15 protein-coding genes are annotated in these 16,755 nt (G+C 73.5%); 10 read left to right on the plus strand and 5 right to left on the minus strand.

Annotation, left to right across the window (positions count from 1 at the left end):
• Positions 1–122: 122 nt before the first annotated feature.
• Together ACQP1P_RS00090 and ACQP1P_RS00095 are read left to right on the plus strand one after the other, a co-directional pair.
• Positions 123–1,784: a substrate-binding domain-containing protein gene (locus tag ACQP1P_RS00090; protein WP_433081905.1), complete on the plus strand. Its 1,662-nt coding sequence runs from the start codon at positions 123–125 to the stop codon at positions 1,782–1,784.
• A 2-nt stretch (positions 1,785–1,786) separates the two neighbouring features.
• The gene (locus ACQP1P_RS00095) at positions 1,787–2,305 is read left to right on the plus strand and encodes a YbaK/EbsC family protein (RefSeq protein WP_433081907.1); all 519 of its coding nucleotides are present in this window, start codon (positions 1,787–1,789) and stop codon (positions 2,303–2,305) included.
• Here ACQP1P_RS00095 and ACQP1P_RS00100 read toward each other — a convergent pair.
• Positions 2,264–2,707 (minus strand): SufE family protein, encoded by a 444-nt coding sequence (locus ACQP1P_RS00100; protein ID WP_433090455.1) that lies wholly within the window; start codon positions 2,705–2,707, stop codon positions 2,264–2,266. The two genes, ACQP1P_RS00095 and ACQP1P_RS00100, sit on opposite strands and share 42 nt — an antisense overlap.
• Positions 2,708–2,730: 23 nt before the next feature.
• Between ACQP1P_RS00100 and ACQP1P_RS00105 the strand changes: the two genes are divergently transcribed.
• Positions 2,731–3,327: a GNAT family N-acetyltransferase gene (locus ACQP1P_RS00105; RefSeq protein WP_433081909.1), complete on the plus strand. Its 597-nt coding sequence runs from the start codon at positions 2,731–2,733 to the stop codon at positions 3,325–3,327.
• Positions 3,328–3,353: 26 nt separating this feature from the next.
• Here ACQP1P_RS00105 and ACQP1P_RS00110 read toward each other — a convergent pair whose 3' ends face one another.
• Positions 3,354–3,779, minus strand: coding sequence for a CBS domain-containing protein (locus tag ACQP1P_RS00110; protein WP_433081911.1), 426 nt, complete (start codon positions 3,777–3,779; stop codon positions 3,354–3,356).
• 169 nt (positions 3,780–3,948) lie between these two features.
• Between ACQP1P_RS00110 and ACQP1P_RS00115 the strand changes: the two genes are divergently transcribed.
• Genes ACQP1P_RS00115 through ACQP1P_RS00135 form a run of 5 tightly spaced genes read left to right on the plus strand, consistent with a single transcriptional unit; the run spans position 3,949 to position 7,213 of the window.
• A complete protein-coding gene (locus tag ACQP1P_RS00115) occupies positions 3,949–4,623 on the plus strand; it encodes a helix-turn-helix domain-containing protein (RefSeq protein ID WP_433081913.1) in 675 nt (224 codons plus the stop codon).
• Entirely contained in the window at positions 4,620–5,342 is a 723-nt protein-coding gene (locus ACQP1P_RS00120; RefSeq protein WP_433081915.1) for an aquaporin, read from the plus strand. The genes ACQP1P_RS00115 and ACQP1P_RS00120 overlap by 4 nt, the downstream gene beginning before the upstream one ends.
• Before the next feature lie 50 nt (positions 5,343–5,392).
• Complete coding sequence (locus tag ACQP1P_RS00125) at positions 5,393–5,749, plus strand: arsenate reductase ArsC (protein WP_433090457.1); 357 nt, start codon at positions 5,393–5,395, stop codon at positions 5,747–5,749.
• 12 nt (positions 5,750–5,761) lie between these two features.
• On the plus strand, positions 5,762–6,298 hold the full coding sequence (locus tag ACQP1P_RS00130; RefSeq protein WP_433081917.1) for a hypothetical protein: 537 nt from the start codon (positions 5,762–5,764) through the stop codon (positions 6,296–6,298).
• 54 nt (positions 6,299–6,352) lie between these two features.
• The gene (locus ACQP1P_RS00135) at positions 6,353–7,213 is read left to right on the plus strand and encodes a sulfurtransferase (protein ID WP_433081919.1); all 861 of its coding nucleotides are present in this window, start codon (positions 6,353–6,355) and stop codon (positions 7,211–7,213) included.
• A gap of 28 nt (positions 7,214–7,241) precedes the next feature.
• Here the strand turns inward: ACQP1P_RS00135 and ACQP1P_RS00140 are convergent, their stop codons facing one another.
• From ACQP1P_RS00140 to ACQP1P_RS00150, 3 genes are all read right to left on the minus strand, one after another.
• Positions 7,242–8,192: a hypothetical protein gene (locus ACQP1P_RS00140; RefSeq protein ID WP_433081921.1), complete on the minus strand. Its 951-nt coding sequence runs from the start codon at positions 8,190–8,192 to the stop codon at positions 7,242–7,244.
• Positions 8,182–10,584 (minus strand): glycosyltransferase, encoded by a 2,403-nt coding sequence (locus tag ACQP1P_RS00145; protein ID WP_433081923.1) that lies wholly within the window; start codon positions 10,582–10,584, stop codon positions 8,182–8,184. Before ACQP1P_RS00145 ends, ACQP1P_RS00140 begins: the two co-directional genes overlap by 11 nt.
• Before the next feature lie 208 nt (positions 10,585–10,792).
• The gene (locus ACQP1P_RS00150; protein ID WP_433081925.1) at positions 10,793–11,671 is read right to left on the minus strand and encodes an ADP-ribosylglycohydrolase family protein; all 879 of its coding nucleotides are present in this window, start codon (positions 11,669–11,671) and stop codon (positions 10,793–10,795) included.
• 113 nt (positions 11,672–11,784) lie between these two features.
• On the opposite strand from ACQP1P_RS00150, the gene ACQP1P_RS00155 reads away from it, so the two are divergent.
• Together ACQP1P_RS00155 and ACQP1P_RS00160 are read left to right on the plus strand one after the other, a co-directional pair.
• On the plus strand, positions 11,785–13,560 hold the full coding sequence (locus ACQP1P_RS00155; protein ID WP_433081927.1) for an HSP90 family protein: 1,776 nt from the start codon (positions 11,785–11,787) through the stop codon (positions 13,558–13,560).
• Positions 13,550–16,333 carry a hypothetical protein gene (locus tag ACQP1P_RS00160; protein WP_433081929.1) on the plus strand — a complete coding sequence of 928 codons (2,784 nt, stop codon included), beginning with the start codon at positions 13,550–13,552 and terminating at the stop codon, positions 16,331–16,333. Before ACQP1P_RS00155 ends, ACQP1P_RS00160 begins: the two co-directional genes overlap by 11 nt.
• The last annotated feature ends 422 nt before the right edge of the window (positions 16,334–16,755 follow it).

The raw sequence follows: 16,755 nt of genomic DNA on the forward strand, positions 1-16,755 counted from the left end.
CTTCACGATTGGCCGAACGCGTGACCCGAGAAGCGCTTGTCTAGGGAATATTGGTAGCTGTGAGAGGACGGCATCGGGCAGCGGACCTGAGGAGCAACGGGTTCGTAGCCCTCGCGGCCGGCATGATCCTTCCCCTCGTCGCCATCGGTGCCGTCTACGGCGGGTACCGCGCCATGTCGACGTCGGGCTGCGTGGGGACGGTGCGCCTGTCCATCGCCGCCAGCCCGGAGATCGCGCCGGTCATCAAGGACGTCGCGGGCCGGTGGGTGAAGACCAACCCACGGGTCAACGACGAGTGCGTCGCGGTCGACGTGGTCCCGGTCGCCTCCAGCGAGGTCGCCGCGGCGATCGCCGGCGAGAGCGGCGCGACCGTGCCCGGCGTCGGCCAGGCCGACGGCAAGACGCAGGTGCCGCAGGTCTGGATCCCCGACTCGTCGATCTGGATCCAGCGCATGCGCGCGGCCCGCGAGGATCTCGTGACCCTCGCGTCGCCCTCCCTGGCCCGCAGCCCCATCGTGCTGGCCGTGCCCGAGCCCACCGCGAAGCAGCTCGGCTGGGTCGAGAACAAGGTCACCTGGAAGCAGGTGCTCGAGCAGATCGTCGGCAACAGCCAGGTCGTGCCGGGCATCGTGGACCCTCAGCGCGACTCGGTCGGCGTGTCGACCCTGGTCGCGATGGCCTCGGTGCGCGACCAGTTCGGCCCCGAGGGCGACTCGCTGACCGTCGGCGCCGTGAAATCGCTGATGTCGGGCAAGACCGAGCAGCAGTCGGGCCTCATCGGGCGCTTCCCGCGCGATGCCGACCCCCGGACCCTGTCCACCGCGGTGACCCTCGCGCCGCTGTCCGAGCAGGCGCTGCACGCCTACAACGCCGCCGGACCGGCCGTGCCGCTCGTCGCCGTCTACCCCGACCCGGCCCCCATCGCCCTCGACTTCCCGTACGCGGCGATGCCCCGCCTGGCCCCGGACCGTGACGCCGCGGCCGAGGCGTTCCGCCAGCAGCTCGCCGGCGCCTCGTTCCGCAACCTGCTGGCCCAGCACCAGCTGCGCGCCAACGACGGCACGGTCGGCACCGGCATGACGCTGAGCCCGAGCGCGCCGCCCGGCGGCCAGGTCACCCCGGTGCCGGACGCCAACGTGATCTCCAAGGCCCTGCAGATGTGGACCGAGATCACGCGGCCGTCGCGCATGCTCGCCGTCGTGGACGTCTCGTCCGCCATGAAGTCGCCGGTGCCCACGGCCGGCGGGCTCACCAAGGGGGAGGTCGCGGTCCAGGCGGCGCAGGGGGGCCTGGACCTGTTCCCCGACTCGTGGGCCGTCGGGCTGTGGTGCTTCTCCACGGCCATGGCGGGCGGCCACGACTACCAGGAGCTCGTGCCGGTCGGCCCGCTGACGACCCAGCGCGACCAGTTACGGGGCGCGCTCGGGGGCCTCAAGCCCAACCCCAAGGGCGGGAGCGGGCTGTACGACACCATCCTCGCCGCGTACCAGACGGTGCAGCAGGGCTGGGACCCCGGGCGCGGCAACTCGGTCGTCGTGGTGACCGGCGGCCGCAACAACGACCCGAGCGGGCAGTCGCTCGACGGGCTGGTCGGCTCGCTGAACAAGGCCGAGAAGAAGGACCAGCCGGTGCAGATCATCATCATCGGCGTCGGCACCGAGGTGAACCAGGCCGAGATGCAGCGCATCGTCGACGCCACGGGCGGCGCGGTCTTCATCGCCTCCGACCCGTCTAAGATCGGGGACATCTTCATGAAGGCCCTCGCACTCGACGACGGACGCTGAACTTGAACTTGGAACTCACGCCGGCGCTCGACGCGCCCGCGCTGCTCGCCCCGCCCGTGCACACCGCGCTGCAGACGCTGCCGGACGCCGGCCGGATTCAGGTCGCGCCGATCGATCCCGGGCTCGCCGACACCGCGGCCTTCTGCGAGGCGTACGACGTCACCCTCGAACAATCCGCGAACTGCGTGATCGTCGTCGGCAAGCCGGCCGGCATCTTCGCGGCCTGCGTCGTCCTGGCGACCACCCGCGCCGACGTGAACGGGGCGGTCCGGCGGCTGCTGGGCACCCGCAAGGTCAGCTTCGCGCCCATGGACGACGCGGTGGGGCTCAGCGGCATGGAGTACGGCGGCATCACCCCGATCGGTCTGCCCGCCGACTGGCCGGTGTACATCGACGCACGCGTCCGGTCCGTCGACGCCGCCGTGATCGGCAGCGGCATCCGGGGCAGCAAGATCGTGCTGCCCGGCGCCGTGCTGGCCTCAATCCCCGGCGCCACCGTCGTGGACGGCCTGGCCCTCTGAGACCTGGCGCTTGAGCCGCTGCAGGATCGCCGTGCCGCCCCGCACCCGCAGCGGGCTGATCGCCTCGGCCAGGCCCATCCGCTGGTAAAGGTCGGAGGGCACGGCCAGCACCTCGTCGGCCGTCGCGCCCTCGAGCCCCTCGGCCAGGATGCCGGCGAAGGCGCGCGTGGTCGGGGCCTCGGGCGGGCAGTCGAAGTGCAGCCGGACGGTCCTCTGCTCGGTGACGTCGGCCTTCAGGAAGAAGGGCGTCTGGCACTCCGGCACCTGCTCCATGCCGGCGTGCTCGGCGAGCTCCGGCGGGAGCGGCGGGACGGCGTCCGAGAACTCCAGCAGCATCTCGAGCACCACGTCCCGCGGCGCGGAGGCGAAATCCTCCACGATCGCGGCCAGCTTGCCAGGCATCTCCACCTTGCTAACGTACCGCTGTGCCGACCCTCGTCGCAGATGTGCTGAAGCCCGGAAGTCTCGCCGCCCTCACCCAGCCCACCCTGCCGGCCGAGGGCCTCACGCTGCGCCCGTGGCGCCTCGCCGACCAGCCCGTGGTCCTCGCGGCGTATTCCGATCCGGCCATCCAGCGCTGGCACTGCCGCACGATGGACGACGACGAGGCGGCCGCGTGGGTCGCGGCGTGGCCGGAGCGCTGGAGCACCGAGACCCGGGCCGGCTGGGCGGTCACGACGGACGGCGACGAGGTGGCGGGGCAGATCTCGCTCCGCAACCTGCAGCTGATCGACGGGCAGGCCGAGGTGTCGTACTGGGTGCTGCCCGCCTTCCGCGGCCGCCGCATCGCCCCGCGGGCGCTGGAGGCGCTGGCCGGCTGGGCCTTCGGCACGCTGGGTCTGCATCGGCTGGAGGTCCGGCACTCCGTGGAGAACACCGCGTCGTGCCGGGTCGCGACCGTCGCCGGCTTCGCCGCCGAGGGCGTGCAGCGCAAGTCGCTGCTGCACCTCGACGGCTGGCACGACATGCACGTGCACGCGCGCCTCGACACAGACGCGGACGCGGACACAGACCGCGACTGATCGAGGCGCGCGTACCGTCAGGACCCTCAGTTGTTGGGTTCGGCCTTGCTGATGCCGCCGAGGACCGAGTCGGGGTCGATCTCCTCCGCCAGATCCCCGATGGACACGATCCCGACGAGCCCGTTGTTGTCGTCGCAGACCAGCACCCGGCGCACCGCCTGGTCGCGCATCAGCAGCGCCGCCGAGTGGATCGAGTCGTCGGGCCGGACGGTGACCAGCTCCTTGGTGAGGATCTCCCCGATCGTGGTCGCGGCCGGGTCGCACCGTTCGGCGACGGCCCGCACCACGATGTCCCGGTCCGTCACCAGCCCGCTGAGCTCGGGCCCGTCGGCCACGACCACGTCGCCGATATCCTGCTCCCGCATGGTTCGTGCCGCTTCGGCGAGCGTCGTCTCGCTCGGCAGGTAGACCACATTGGTGGTCATCACGTCCCGGACCGTCTGCATCGTCATCGCCAAGAACCTCCCGACCGTCGATGCGGGTCTGGTACCCCGCTCGCCATGCTCTTAACGATCACGGCGCCCGGTCCGTGCTGACCCTGGCCGCGGTGGTCACAGGTTGAGGCCGTACCGGGGCTCGATCACTTGACGCCGGCAAATTAGCTCAGCAATGATTGAGTCAATGGATGCTGAGCTTTCTTCGCTGCAGCGCCGGGCCCGCGTGCACGCCGCGCTCGGCGACCCGGCCCGGCTCGCGATCGTCGACGCCCTGACCCTGGGCGACGCGTCCCCCGGCGAGGTCGGGCAACGGCTCGCCATGTCCACGAACCTGATCGCGCACCACGTGAAGGTCCTCGAGGAAGCCGGTCTGGTCACCCGCGCCCGCTCGGAGGGGGACCGCCGGCGCACCTACCTCCGGCTCGTTCCCGCTGCCCTCGCCGCCCTGACCCCGCCGGCGCTGGACCCCGCGGAGCGGGTGGTGTTCGTTTGCACGCACAACTCGGCCCGCTCGCAGCTGGCGGAGGCCCTCTGGCGGGACCGGATCGGCGGCCCCGTCGCCTCGGCCGGCACCCACCCGGCCGCGCGCGTCCATCCCCGGGCGGTGCGGGTCGCCCACCGGCACGGCCTGGCCCTCGACCCGACCGGCACCGCGCGCGTCGGCGACGTGGTCCGGGACGGCGACCTCGTGATCGCCGTGTGCGACAACGCCCACGAGGAGCTCACCGGCCCGGCGGCCCCGCGCCTGCACTGGTCGGTCCCGGATCCGGCGCGCGCCGACACCGACGAGGCCTTCGAGGCGGCCTACGCCGATCTCGCCGGGCGCATCGAACGCATCGCGCCGGCGGTGCCGAGGTGAACGCGATCCTCTGGCGCCGGCTCCTCGCGGAGTTCGTCGGCACCGGGCTGCTGGTCGCCGCGGTCGTCGGCTCCGGGATCATGGCCACCCGGCTCAGCCCCGGCGACGCCGGTCTGCGGCTGCTGGAGAACTCGATCGCGACCGCGTTCGCGCTGGGCGCGCTGATCCTGATGCTCGGGCCGGTGTCCGGGGCGCACTTCAACCCCGTCGTGTCGGCGGCGGACTGGTTCCTCGGCCGCCGGACGGGCACCGGACTGAACGGCCGGGACCTCGGCGCCTACATCGCCGCCCAGACGACGGGGGCGATCGGCGGCTCCGCGCTCGCCGATCTGATGTTCCGGCTCCCGGCGGTGGACCTCTCCGCCACGAGCCGCACCGGTGGGCATCTATGGCTCGGCGAGATCGTCGCGACCGCCGGGCTGCTGCTGCTCGTCTTCGCGCTCGCCCGCTCGGGCCGGACCGCTGTCGCCCCGGCCGCCGTCGGCGCATACATCGGCGCCGCGTACTGGTTCACGTCGTCGACCAGCTTCGCCAACCCGGCCGTGACGATCGGCCGCGCCTTCACCGACACCTTCGCCGGCATCGCGCCCGCCTCCGTTCCCGGCTTCGTCGCCGCCCAGCTCGCGGGCCTCGTCGTCGGCGTCGGGCTCGTCGCCGCGCTGTACCCGGCCCCGGCCGTCACCGTCGCCCGCCCCGCACTCCAGGAGCACACGTCGTGAGCAAGCCTTCGGTCCTGTTCGTCTGCGTGCACAACGCGGGCCGCTCGCAGATGGCCGCGGGCTGGCTGCGCCACCTGGCCGGTGACTCGGTGGAGGTCCGCTCCGCCGGCTCCGAGCCGGCCGAGCGGATCAACCCGGTCGCGGTCGAGGCCATGCGCGAGGTCGGCATCGACATCACCGCCAACACCCCGCGCAAGCTCGACCGGGACACGGCCGAGTCCTCCGACGTGCTGGTCACCATGGGCTGCGGCGACGTCTGCCCGGTCTTCCCCGGCAAGCGCTACCTGGACTGGCCGCTCGACGACCCGGCCGGCCAGGGGCTCGAGGCCGTACGATCGATCCGCGACGAGATCCGCCGCCGCGTGGAGCGGCTCCTCGGCGAGCTGCTCCGGCCCCCGACCGCATAGGACCGAGTGCTCATGGACTGGTTGGCCGGCCGGCGGGGACGGCGCTTCGAGATCTCCTCGCCGCTGCCGATGGACGCCGCGCTGGCCCGGCTGCACGAAGGCCTCGAAGGGCGGCGGGGGACGTTCGGGGCGAGCTTCGGGCCGGCCGGCGTCGTCCGGGGCAATGTGCGACACGACACCGTCAACCTGGTGGCGATGCACGCCGGCCTCGGCATCTGGTCGCCGACCACGCTGCGGGGCCGCCTGCGGGCGGCGCCGACCGGCTGCGCGCTGGACTACGACGTCGGCTGGAGCCAGCCGGCCCAGCTCCTCGGCTCGGTGTGGCTCGGCGCCGCGCTGCTCGTGTTCGCCGGCGGTGCGGGCGCGGCGGTCCACCAGCTCGTCACGGGGCACGCCGGAGTCGCCGGCACCCCCGGGGTCGTCGCCGGCGTGGCCGCCGGCGTGGCGCTGCTCCTGCTCGGTCTCGTCGCTGCCGCGCGAGCGGCGAGCCGCGACCAGGTGGCCCTGCTGCACTCGTGGGTGGCCGAGCGGCTGCGGTCGAAGAGCTGAGCCGAGCCCGGCCGGCCGCCGGACGAGCGACCCCGGACGAGGGACAATCGAACAATGACTGCGTACGCGCACCCGGAGCGGGTTGTCAGCACCGACTGGCTGGCGGAGCATCTCGGAGAGCCAGGCCTCGTCGTGGTCGAGTCCGACGAGGACGTGCTGCTCTACGACACCGGGCACATCCCCGGTGCGGTGAAGGTCGACTGGCACACCGAGCTCAACGACCAGGTCACGCGCGACTACCTCGACGCCGAGAACTTCGCCGCGCTCTGCCGCCGCAAGGGGATCAAGGCCGACGACACGATCGTGTTCTACGGCGACAACTTCAACTGGTGGGCCACCTACGCGCTGTGGGTGTTCGAGCTGTTCGGGCACCGCGACATGCGCATTCTGGACGGAGGCCGGGCCAAGTGGGTCGCCGAGGGGCGGGCAATGACGCGGGACGTGCCCGCGCGGGAGACCACCGACTACCCGGTCACGCCGCGGAACGACGAGCGGATTCGGGCGTTCCGCGAAGACGTGCTCGAGCACATCAAGGCCGGTCGGCCGCTCGTCGACGTGCGGTCGCCGGGGGAGTACACGGGCGAACTGCTCCACATGCCGGACTATCCGCAGGAGGGGGCGCTGCGGGGCGGCCACATCCCGGGGGCGCTCAGCAAGCCGTGGAAGCAGGCGACCCGCGAGGACGGGTCCTTCAAGCCGGCCGACGAGCTGCGCGCCATCTACGCCGACGAGCTGGGGCTGCGGCCGGAGGACGACATCGTGGCGTACTGCCGCATCGGGGAGCGCTCGTCCCACACCTGGTTCGTCCTCACCCACCTGCTCGGCTACGAGCACGTGCGCAACTACGACGGGTCGTGGACGGAGTGGGGCAACCTCGTGCGGGTGCCCGTAGCGAAGGGGACCGAGCCCAGGTAGCGGGCGCGGTCCCCTGCGGTCACTCGGGTCACTCGTCCTCGGGTGGCAGCGAGATCAGGTAGTCGACGACCTCCGAGTACCGGGCGCTCGCCATCGCCACGCTGAGGTCGGCCGCGCCGTAGTACAGCCGCAGCTCGTCGCGCGCCTCGTCGTGGACGAGACCGGTCGGGAAGACCACGTTCGGCACGTCCCCGACGCGCTCGTAGTCCGCGTCGGGGCCGAGCACCCAGCTCGGGGTACGGCGGATGACCTTGGTCGGATCGTCCAGGTCGAGCATGACCAGCCCGACGCGGTAGATCGACGTCGCGACCATCTGCTTCACGCCGTGGTACACCGCGAGCCAGCCGTGCGGCGTCTCGATCGGCGGCGGGCCCATGCCGATCCGGGTGGCGTCCCACCAGGGGCCGGAGCGCGACTGCATCACCGGCTCGGGCGTCGTCCACGAACGCAGGTCCTTGGACTTGGACAGCCACACGTCGGCGCGTGCGGACAGGACGGAGACCGGGCGGTGGAACAGCACGTAGTCGCCGTCGATGCGCCGCGGGAGCAGCGACGCGTTCTTGTCCTCGGGCGGCATCACGATGCCGAGGGGCTCGACGGTCTGGAAGTCCTCGGTCCTGGCCAGCGCGACGCAGGGGCCGCCCGGGCCGTACGCCGTGTAGGCGATCACGTAGCCGCCGAGCTCCCCCACGTACGTGACCCGTGGGTCCTCGACGCCCCAGCAGCTGTGTGCGTCGGTCGGGTCGTCGGCGATGAGCGGCTTGCCCTCGACCGTCCACCCGGTTCGCCCGTCCTTGCTGCGGGCGACGGTCAGGTGCGAGATGCCGCGGCGGTCCTCGACCCGGCAGAGCAGGACGGTGTCGCCGTTGTGCATGCAGGCGCCCGGGTTGAAGACGCTGTTGATCGGATACGGGAAGTCCCCGGCACTGACCAGGGGGTTGCTCGCTTCCCGATGGAAGAGCTCCGCGTCAAAGTGCATCGGAATGGTCCTCCGTGGTGCGCAGGCGGGGCGGTGTGGCCGTCGCGCTGAAGCCGGCCGATGCCCGCCCGACCACCCGGCCCTTGTTGGTGGGCTTGGAGAGCGTGGTCGTCGGCAGGGAGGTCGGGACCGGGGTCGTAGCCGCCACTGGATGCGGCAGCGCGGCCAAACCGGCCCTGAGCAGGCTGAGAAGCGCTTGATAATAGGCTAGCGTGGACTCGGCCCCTTGGTTCCCATTTGGCTCAGTGGCCGACAAACCGTCATGGCAGGCCCCGGTCGCGTCGACGTACATCCGGGCCCCGGCCCGGTTGCGGCCCAGGAACCAGGCGAAGGCCCAGCCGGCCAGCCGCGCGTGGTGCGGGTCGGCGGTGTGCTGCCACGCGTCCACGAGCGCCTCGGTCACGGCGGCCGCGTCGAGCGGCTGCTCGTCGCCGTCGTCGGCCACCCAGTGCGCGGCGGGCTCGTCCCGCTGGTGCCACTTGTTGCCCACGCAGCGCAGGGTGCCGTCGGCCAGGCCCACGTGCTGGACGTACCAGTCGAGGGCGGCGACGGCCCGGGCGGCCGCGGCGTCGTCCTCGAGCAGGGCCGCGCCCAGGAGCATGGCCTGGGGCAGGCGGGCGTTGTCGTAGGTGAGCTCGGGCTCGAACCAGCGCCAGGCCGGGTCGGCGGCCGACGTCTCCGTCAGCGCCTCGTCGAGCCGGTACAGCAGCGGGGCGGCCTGTTCCGTGCGGCCCGCGCGGGCGAGGCCGATCAGCGCGTACGCCGCCGCGCGCAGACCCAGGCCGGCGAGGCCCTCGGTGCGCGGGCCGAGCTCGTCGAGCAGGGCCGCGGCCGGGCGCCGGATGTCGTCCGGAACGGCCGGGGTGCCCACGAGCACGCCGAGCGCCCAGACCGTACGGCCGACGTGGTCGCCCATGTGCGGCCAGTCCTGCCAGGTGCCGCCGTAGCTGAGCACGTTGTGCATCGCCCCGGAGGGGTCGTAGGCCGCGGTCAGGAACCGGATCGACTGCCGCAGCCAGCGCGTCGCCGCCGTGGTCGGCCGCGCCTCCGCGCCGACCGCGAGCAGGTCCGCGGCCACGATCGCCAGCCGCGCCACGTCGTCGACGCAGTAGCCGGAGGACGGGTCGGGGATCGGGCCCTTGGCGAACTGGATGATGCCGATCTCGTCGGTGAGCCGGCTCAGGTGGTCGAGGTTGAGCGGCGGCGCGGCCGCTGTCGCGTGGCCCGGGCGCGCGGTGGCCGCCTCGGCCTGGCGCACGACGTCGGCGACGAGATCCGCCTCGCGGGCCGCGACCGCCGGCCAGGGCAGCCAGGTGGCGCACGCCTCGGCGACCGTCTTGGCCGCGGCGAGCGCCCGGGCGTCGCTGAGCAGGTCGATGATCTCGGCGGCGAGGGCGGCCCCGTCGCCGATCGGCACCACGCGACCGGCGCCGCCGGCCAGCATGTCCTCCGCGTAGGAGTACGCCGTCGAGACCGCGGGCAGCCCCGCGCCCAGCGCGAACGTGAGGGCGCCCGAGCAGATCTGCTCGGGCTGGCGGTACGGCGTCACGAACAGCGTGCTCGCGTGCAGGATCGCGGAGAGCTCGTCGAGGGCCAGGAAGGCGTCGACGAAGTGCACGTTGTCGGCCAGCCCGAGCCGCCGCACCTGCTCGTGCAGGCTGGCGCGGTAGGTCTCACCCTCCTGCCGCTTGATCTCGGGGTGAGTCGTGCCGGCGACGATGTACTGCACGTCGGGGTGCTTGCCCACCACCTCGGCGAGGGAGTCGATCGCGATGTCGATGCCCTTGCCCTTGCCCAGCAGGCCGAAGGTCGTGAGCGTCGGCTTGTCCCGGACCTTGTCGAGCAGCTCGCGCAGCTCCGGCCGCAGCGTGGACGGCTCCGGCGGGCGGCGCATCGCGTCCGGCGCCCCGTGCGGCACCACGACGAGCTGGTGCCCGGCGGCGATGCCGGTGCGGATCGCGACCCGGCGCGCGGTCTCGGTGAACACCGTGACGCGGGCGGCGCGGGCGCACAGGGCGCGCAGCGTGGCGGCCTGGCCCGGCGACGGGTGCGGGAGCACGGTGTGCAGCGTCAACAGGTACGGGATGCCGCACGCGTTGAGCGCGCGGGTGAGCTCGAGCAGGTGTGAGCCGTCGGGCCCGCCGAAGATCCCGTACTCGTGCTGGATCAGCACGACCTGGACGCCGGCCTCGCGCAGCATGCGGGCCGCCGACGAGTAGTCCTCGATGCGGTCCTGGGTGATGGTGGCGACGACCTCGTCGCCGTAGGTGTGCCCGTCACGGTCGATGGCCACGACGACGGATTCCAGGTCGTCGGTGGCGACACCCAGCGCCTCGCGAAGGTCCGCGGTGTAGGTCGCGAGACCGCATTGGCGGGGCAGATAGGTCGACACGATACCGAGTCGATAGGTCGCGGCAGGGTGTGGCATGAGCACATTGTTACCCCCGGCGACTCCGAAAAACCTTCATTCGCCGGGATGAGGAACCTGCGCTGATCAAGCTCCTACGCAGCTCATGCCCGATATCACCCGAGAGTATCAAGGGATAATCGTCAATATATCGCATTCGCCTGCGCAACCGCCCATTGCTCACGTACTGTGACTACGGCCTCTGGAGCCATTCCGGGAGCGGTTCACGGGCGCCGATCCATTCCGACGGTATGCCGGCCGTGCCGACCCGGGCCGCGACCACCCCGCCCGCGATCGCGCAGACCGAGTCGACGTCGCCGCCCGCCCGCACGCAGGCCTCCAGCGCCGCCGGGTAGTCCTCGAGGTGCACCGCCGCCACCCACAGCGCGAACGGCACCGTGTCCTGCGCCAGCGCGTGGGAGCCGTTGCCGAGATCGGTCGCGGCCTCGCGGGGGTCGGTGTCCGGCGCGATCCGGGTCGCCCGGGCGATCCCGTCCCGCACGTCGGACGGCGGCAGGTGGTGCAGCACCTGGCGCAGGAGGCTCGGGGTGCCCGCCGGCCGGTCGCCGGCGGCGTGCGCGGCGGCCAGCGCGACCGCGACCGCGCCGGCCACGCCCTCCGGGTGCCGGTGGGTCACCTCGGCGGACAGCACCGCCTCGCGCGCGGCGAGATCGGGGTCGGCGCGGAAGAAGGCGCCCAGCGGCGCGACCCGCATCGCGGCCCCGTTGCCGGCCGAGCCGCGCCCGGAGAACAGTGCGCCCGCAGCCGAGCGCCAGGGCACGCCGGCGCGGATGTCGGCGAGCAGGGAGACGGCGCCGCGGCCGTACCCGCGGTCGGCGCTCCAGCGCTCCGCGAACGCGACGGCCAGGCGATCCTGGTCCACCCGCCCGTCGCGCCGCAGCGCCTCGAAGAGGGTGCAGGCCATCTCCGTGTCGTCGGTCCACCGCCAGGGCGCGGGCGGTGGCTCGAACACCGCGCCGTCGGCCATCGCGGGCTTCATCTCGAACGGGGCGCCCAGCGCGTCCCCGACGGACAGACCGGTCAGGCTCGCGGCCGCGGCGGCAAGGTGCACCGGCCGAAGATAGTCGATGACGGCCCGAGATTTTCCAGGTGTACTCCCAGCAGAACGATCATCGCGCCCGAAACGGGTCGGGAAATGTCACACCCACGAGGTAGCGTGCCCGCGTGGATCGGACGTTCCAAGTGGACCTGCGCGGCATCGTCGACCTGCTCAGCCACCACCTCTACGCGAGCCCCCGGGTCTACGTCCGGGAGCTGCTGCAGAATGCCGTCGATGCGATCACCGCCCGCCGCTCGGCCGACCCGGGCGCCCCGGCCGCGATCACCATCGAGCCGCCCGACGTCACCGGCGACGGCACCCTGCGGGTCACCGACACCGGCATCGGGCTCACCGAGGACCAGGTGCACCAGTTCCTGGCCACCATCGGGCGCAGCTCCAAGCGCGACGACCTCGGCTTCGCCCGCCACGACTTCCTCGGGCAGTTCGGCATCGGCCTGCTGTCCTGCTTCCTCGTCGCCGACGAGATCCGGGTGCTGACCCGGTCCGCGGACGGACCGGCGGTGCTGTGGCGCGGCTACGCCGACGGGCGCTACAGCGTCGAGACCGAGAACCAGCATCGGGCCGAGACCGGCACGACGGTCACGCTCGTCCCGCGCCGCGACGCCGAGGAGTGGCTGAAGCGGCGGACCGTCGCCGAGCTCGCCGCGCTCTACGGCTCGCTGCTGCCCTTCCGGGTCGAGATCGCCGGGGTGCCGATCAGCGGCGAGGGGCTGCCCTGGCGGCCGGGGGCCGCGGGGCGCCGGGAGCGGCTGAGTGAGTACTGCCGGGAAGTCTTCGGTTTTGTTCCCTTCGACGTGATCGACCTCAAGGTGCCCGAGTCCGGGCTCACCGGGGTCGCGTTCGTGCTGCCCACGCCGGCCAACCCGGCGGCCCGGGCCGGGCACCGGGTCTACCTCAAGCGGATGCTGCTCGCCGAGGGGGCGGAGGGGGTGCTGCCGCCCTGGGCGTTCTTCGCCCGGTGCGTGATCGACACCAGCGAGCTGCGCCCGACCGCGAGCCGCGAGGCGCTCTACGAGGACTCGCTGCTGGAGGAGACCCGCGAGGCCCTCGGCGACCAGTTGCGGGGCTGGCTGATGCAGCTCGCCGGGCGCAACCCGCGCCGGCTGGGCGAGTTCCTCGACGTGCACCACCTCGGGGTCAAGGCGCTCGCGCTGCACGACGACGAGATGCTGCGCCTGGTCGACCGCTGGTGGCCGATGGAGACCAACACCGGCCGGATGACGCTCGCCGACTTCCGGGCCCAGCACGGGCTCGTGCGCTACTCGGCCCAGCTCGACGAGTTCCGCCAGATCGGCGCGGTCGCCGCGGCGCAGGGGCTGCCGCTGGTCAACGCCGGATACATCTACGACACCGAGATCATCGAGCGGCTGCCGCACGTGGAGCCGGGCGCGCTCATCGAGCGGGTCGAGCCGGGCGACCTCAGCACCGCCTTCGACGCGCTCGAGCCCGAGGTCGAGCTGGCCAAGCGCCCGTTCGTGCAGCTGGCCCAGCGCGCGCTGGACCGCCTCGGGTGCGAGGTCGTGCTGCGCGCCTTCGACCCGGCGGGGGTCCCGGCGATGTATCTGACCAGCCGCTCGGCCTCCTTCGCGGCCGAGCTGCGGGCCACCCGCGAGCGCGTCGACGACGTGTGGGCCGACGTGCTCGACGCTCTCGCGCGCACCGACGAGCAGGACCGCTCGCAGCTGGTGCTCAACTACCGCAACCCGCTCGTGCGGCGGGTCACCGAGATCCCCGACGCGGACCTGGTCCGGCTCGCCGTCGAGGGGCTCTACGGGCAGGCCCTGCTGCTCGGCCATCATCCGCTGCGGCCGGCCGACGCCGCGCTGCTCAACGGCTCCTTCCTGGGCCTGCTCAACAAGGCGGTCGGACATGAAGAGTGAAGAGGAGCTGTGGTCGCTGCTCCGCGAGGCCTACCAGATGCCCTACGGCGGGGCCCAGATCGCGCTGGTCGAGCAGGTGATGCAGCACGCCGACGCGGGCGGCCACGACGAGCTGCGGCTGGCCTCGCGGCTGTTCGCGACCACGGCCTACGTGCACGGCGGTGAGACGGCCAAGTCGTTCGTGACGTTCTCGTGGTGCCGCGCGGAGTACGACGCGCACCCGGAGCGCTTCGACGAGCAGGACGAGCACATGCTGCTCTGGCACTTCAAGTACATGGTGAACGGCCTGCTGAAGTTCCCCGCCGTCCCGCTCGGGCGCACCTACGACGTGCTCGACGACATGGAGCGCCGGTTCCGGGCGGGCGGGCACAGCCTGCACGCCGTCTACGCCTACCGCTACCAGGTCGCCGCGCACGTGGGCGATCCGGCGGCCGACGACTGGTATGCGAAGTGGAGCGCCGCGCCCCGCGACGGCAACTCCGACTGCGCCGGGTGCGACCCCGGCGAGAAGGTCGACCACCTCGTCAGCCGGGGCCTCGACGAGGAGGCGGTGGCCATGGCCGCGCCGGTGCTGGCCGGGCGGCTGACCTGTGTGGAGCAGCCGCAGTCGATCCTGACCTCGCTGATGGTGCCCTACGTGCGCACCGGCCGGCTGAGCGAGGCGGCGGACGCGCACCGGCAGGCCTACCGCCGGCTGCGCGGCAACCTCGCCGACATGCAGAGCGTCGCCAGCCACATCGAGTTCTGCGCGCGGACGGGCAACGAGACCCGCGGCCTGGAGATGGTGCAGCGGCACCTGCCGTGGCTGGAGCGCTCGCCCAGCCCGCAGGCCGAGATGTGGTTCTGCGCGGCGTCGGCGCTGCTGCTCGGCCGGCTCGACCCGGCCCTGCCGCTGGGCCCGTCGACCGCCGGCGAGCTCGGCGCCGACCTGGCCGCGCGGGCCCGCGACTGGGCCGCGAAGTTCGACGAGCGCAACGGCTCGGACGCGGTCTCCGGGCGGATCGAGGCGGTGCTCGGCGCGGCGCCGCTGGTCGGGCACCTGCCGCTGAGCGCGGTGGCCCGCCGCAGCGAGGCCGCCGTGGTGCCGCCCGTGCCGGTCGAGGAGCTGCCCACGGACGCGACGGCGCTCATGGATCGGGCCTGGCAGCTCTACGACGAGCACCGGATCGACGCCGTCGAGGCCGCCTTCGCCCGCTTCGACGAGCTGCACCCCGACCCGCCCGCCGAGCTGGGCGTGCGCCGCCTCGACGGCCGGGCCCGGCTCACCGCCATCCGCGACGACGGCGGCGCGGAGGCCGAGGCCCTGTTCCGCGCGACCGCCGAGGCCCACCGCGCGCTCGGCCACGACCTGCAGGCGCTGGCCGCCGACTCCCGCGGGGTGCTCGCCCGCCGGCCCGACGAGGAGATGCTGGCCGAGCTCACCGCGCTGACCGAGCGGATCGTCGCCCACCCCGACGCCGACGCCGACCTGCGGGCCGAGGCCCGGCTGCGGGCCGAGGGCGCGCTCATGCGCCTGGAGCGGCCGGAGGAGGCGCTCGCGGCCGTCGACGCCGCCGTCGCCGAGCGGCCGGTCAAGGCCACGCTGCGGGCCGAGCTGCAGGCCCGGCGCGCCCGGGCCCTGCTCGTGCTCGAGCGCTACGACGACGCGGTGGCCGCGGCGGAGGAGGCGCTGCGGGGATACGCCGAGCTCGGCACCCCGCCCGCCGCCGGCATCCCGGCGCTGATCCGCGCCCACGCGCTGGGCAACCTCGAGCGCTTCGACGACGCGACCGCCGGGTTCGACCAGGCGCTCGCCCTCGCCGCCGACCGCAACTACCGCCTGTCCGCCCTCGTCGGCCGGGCCCGCTCCCGCCTCGCCGCCGACCGCCCCGACGGCGCGATCGACGACCTGGTGGAGGCGGTCGCCGACCACGTGGCCCACGGCGAGGACGTGCCCGCGGCGCTGCTGCGCTACGACCTCGCCACCGCCTACCACCAGGCCGGCCAGCTCCTGGACGCGGCCGAGGCCGCGGAGAGCGCGCTCGACGCGCTGGACCGGGCCGGCGCCCAGGACCAGGCGGACCAGACCCGCTACCTGCTCTCCCGCGTCTACCGGGAGCTCGGCGAGCTCGACCTGGCGCTCGGCCTGCTGGAGACGCTGGCGACCAACCTCGACGGCTACGACAACCTGCCCGCCCGGGGCCGGATGCTGCAGGAGGCGGCCCAGCTGCTCTACGAGGCCGACCGCGACGCCCAGGCCGCGGAGCGGTTCGCGGCGGCGGCGGAGGCGTTCCGCGCGGCGGGCATCGTGCAGGCGGAGATGTACACCCGGCGCCTGCGCGCACTCTCCCTGCGCTGGGCGGGCGACATCCCGGCCGCGCTGGCCGCCCTGGCCGAGGCCGACGCCCTGGCCCGCTCCCTCGACGGCACCGTGGACGCGTCCGAGCCCTGGCTCATCTGGCAGCGCGCCATGCTCGACACCGACGCGGCGCGCATCCACATCGGCGCGGGCCGCCTGGACGACGCCGCGGCCCGCTCGGCGAGCGCGGCGGAGGCGCTGCGCGCGATCGGCTCCCTGAGCGACGCGCTCGACGCCGACTTCCTGCACGCGGAGACCCTGATGCGCGCGGGCGACCCGGCGGGGGCCGAGGCTCGGCTGCGGTCGGTGCTGGGGGCGGTGCCGCGGGGGTCGCAGCTGGAGCAGAACTCGGCGTGGATGCTGGCGGAGTCGCTGGAGGCGCAGGGGCGCTCGGACGAGGCCGATGAGGTCCGGGGCAAGTATTTGTCCGAGTAGCTGGTCGGCCGCCGCGCTGGGGGTTTGCGCTTCTGGCGCGGCGGTTCTCGGTCCGATTTGTCCGGCTCCGGGCCGGGACGTCGCGCGATCGCCGTGGAGTTGGGCCGGCCGCGGTGCGCGTGGAGCCGGAAATCGCGGCGGCCAGCGTGCCGAAGGCCAGCGCGGGGCGTGGCCGGGAGCCGCGGTCCGGGAGCCGCACGTCACGACACCGCGAGCTCGCGGGCGACGGTCGCCGCCCCGCCGCTGGGGCTCACCGCGGGCCGCCGCGAGGTTCCGGCCGAGCGCCCGTCCGCGACTTCAGCGCCGCGACGCCGACGCGTCGTGTGAGGAGGGGCTCGGACGCGTGTGGGTGGTGGGGCCGGAACAAGGGCTCGGCGGGCGCGGGTTGACGCAAGGGTGGGTCGGCGCAGGGGCAGTGACGA

Origin of the sequence: Dactylosporangium sp. CA-052675, from assembly GCF_050947935.1 — a bacterium.
In the GTDB taxonomy this organism is placed as follows: domain Bacteria; phylum Actinomycetota; class Actinomycetes; order Mycobacteriales; family Micromonosporaceae; genus Dactylosporangium.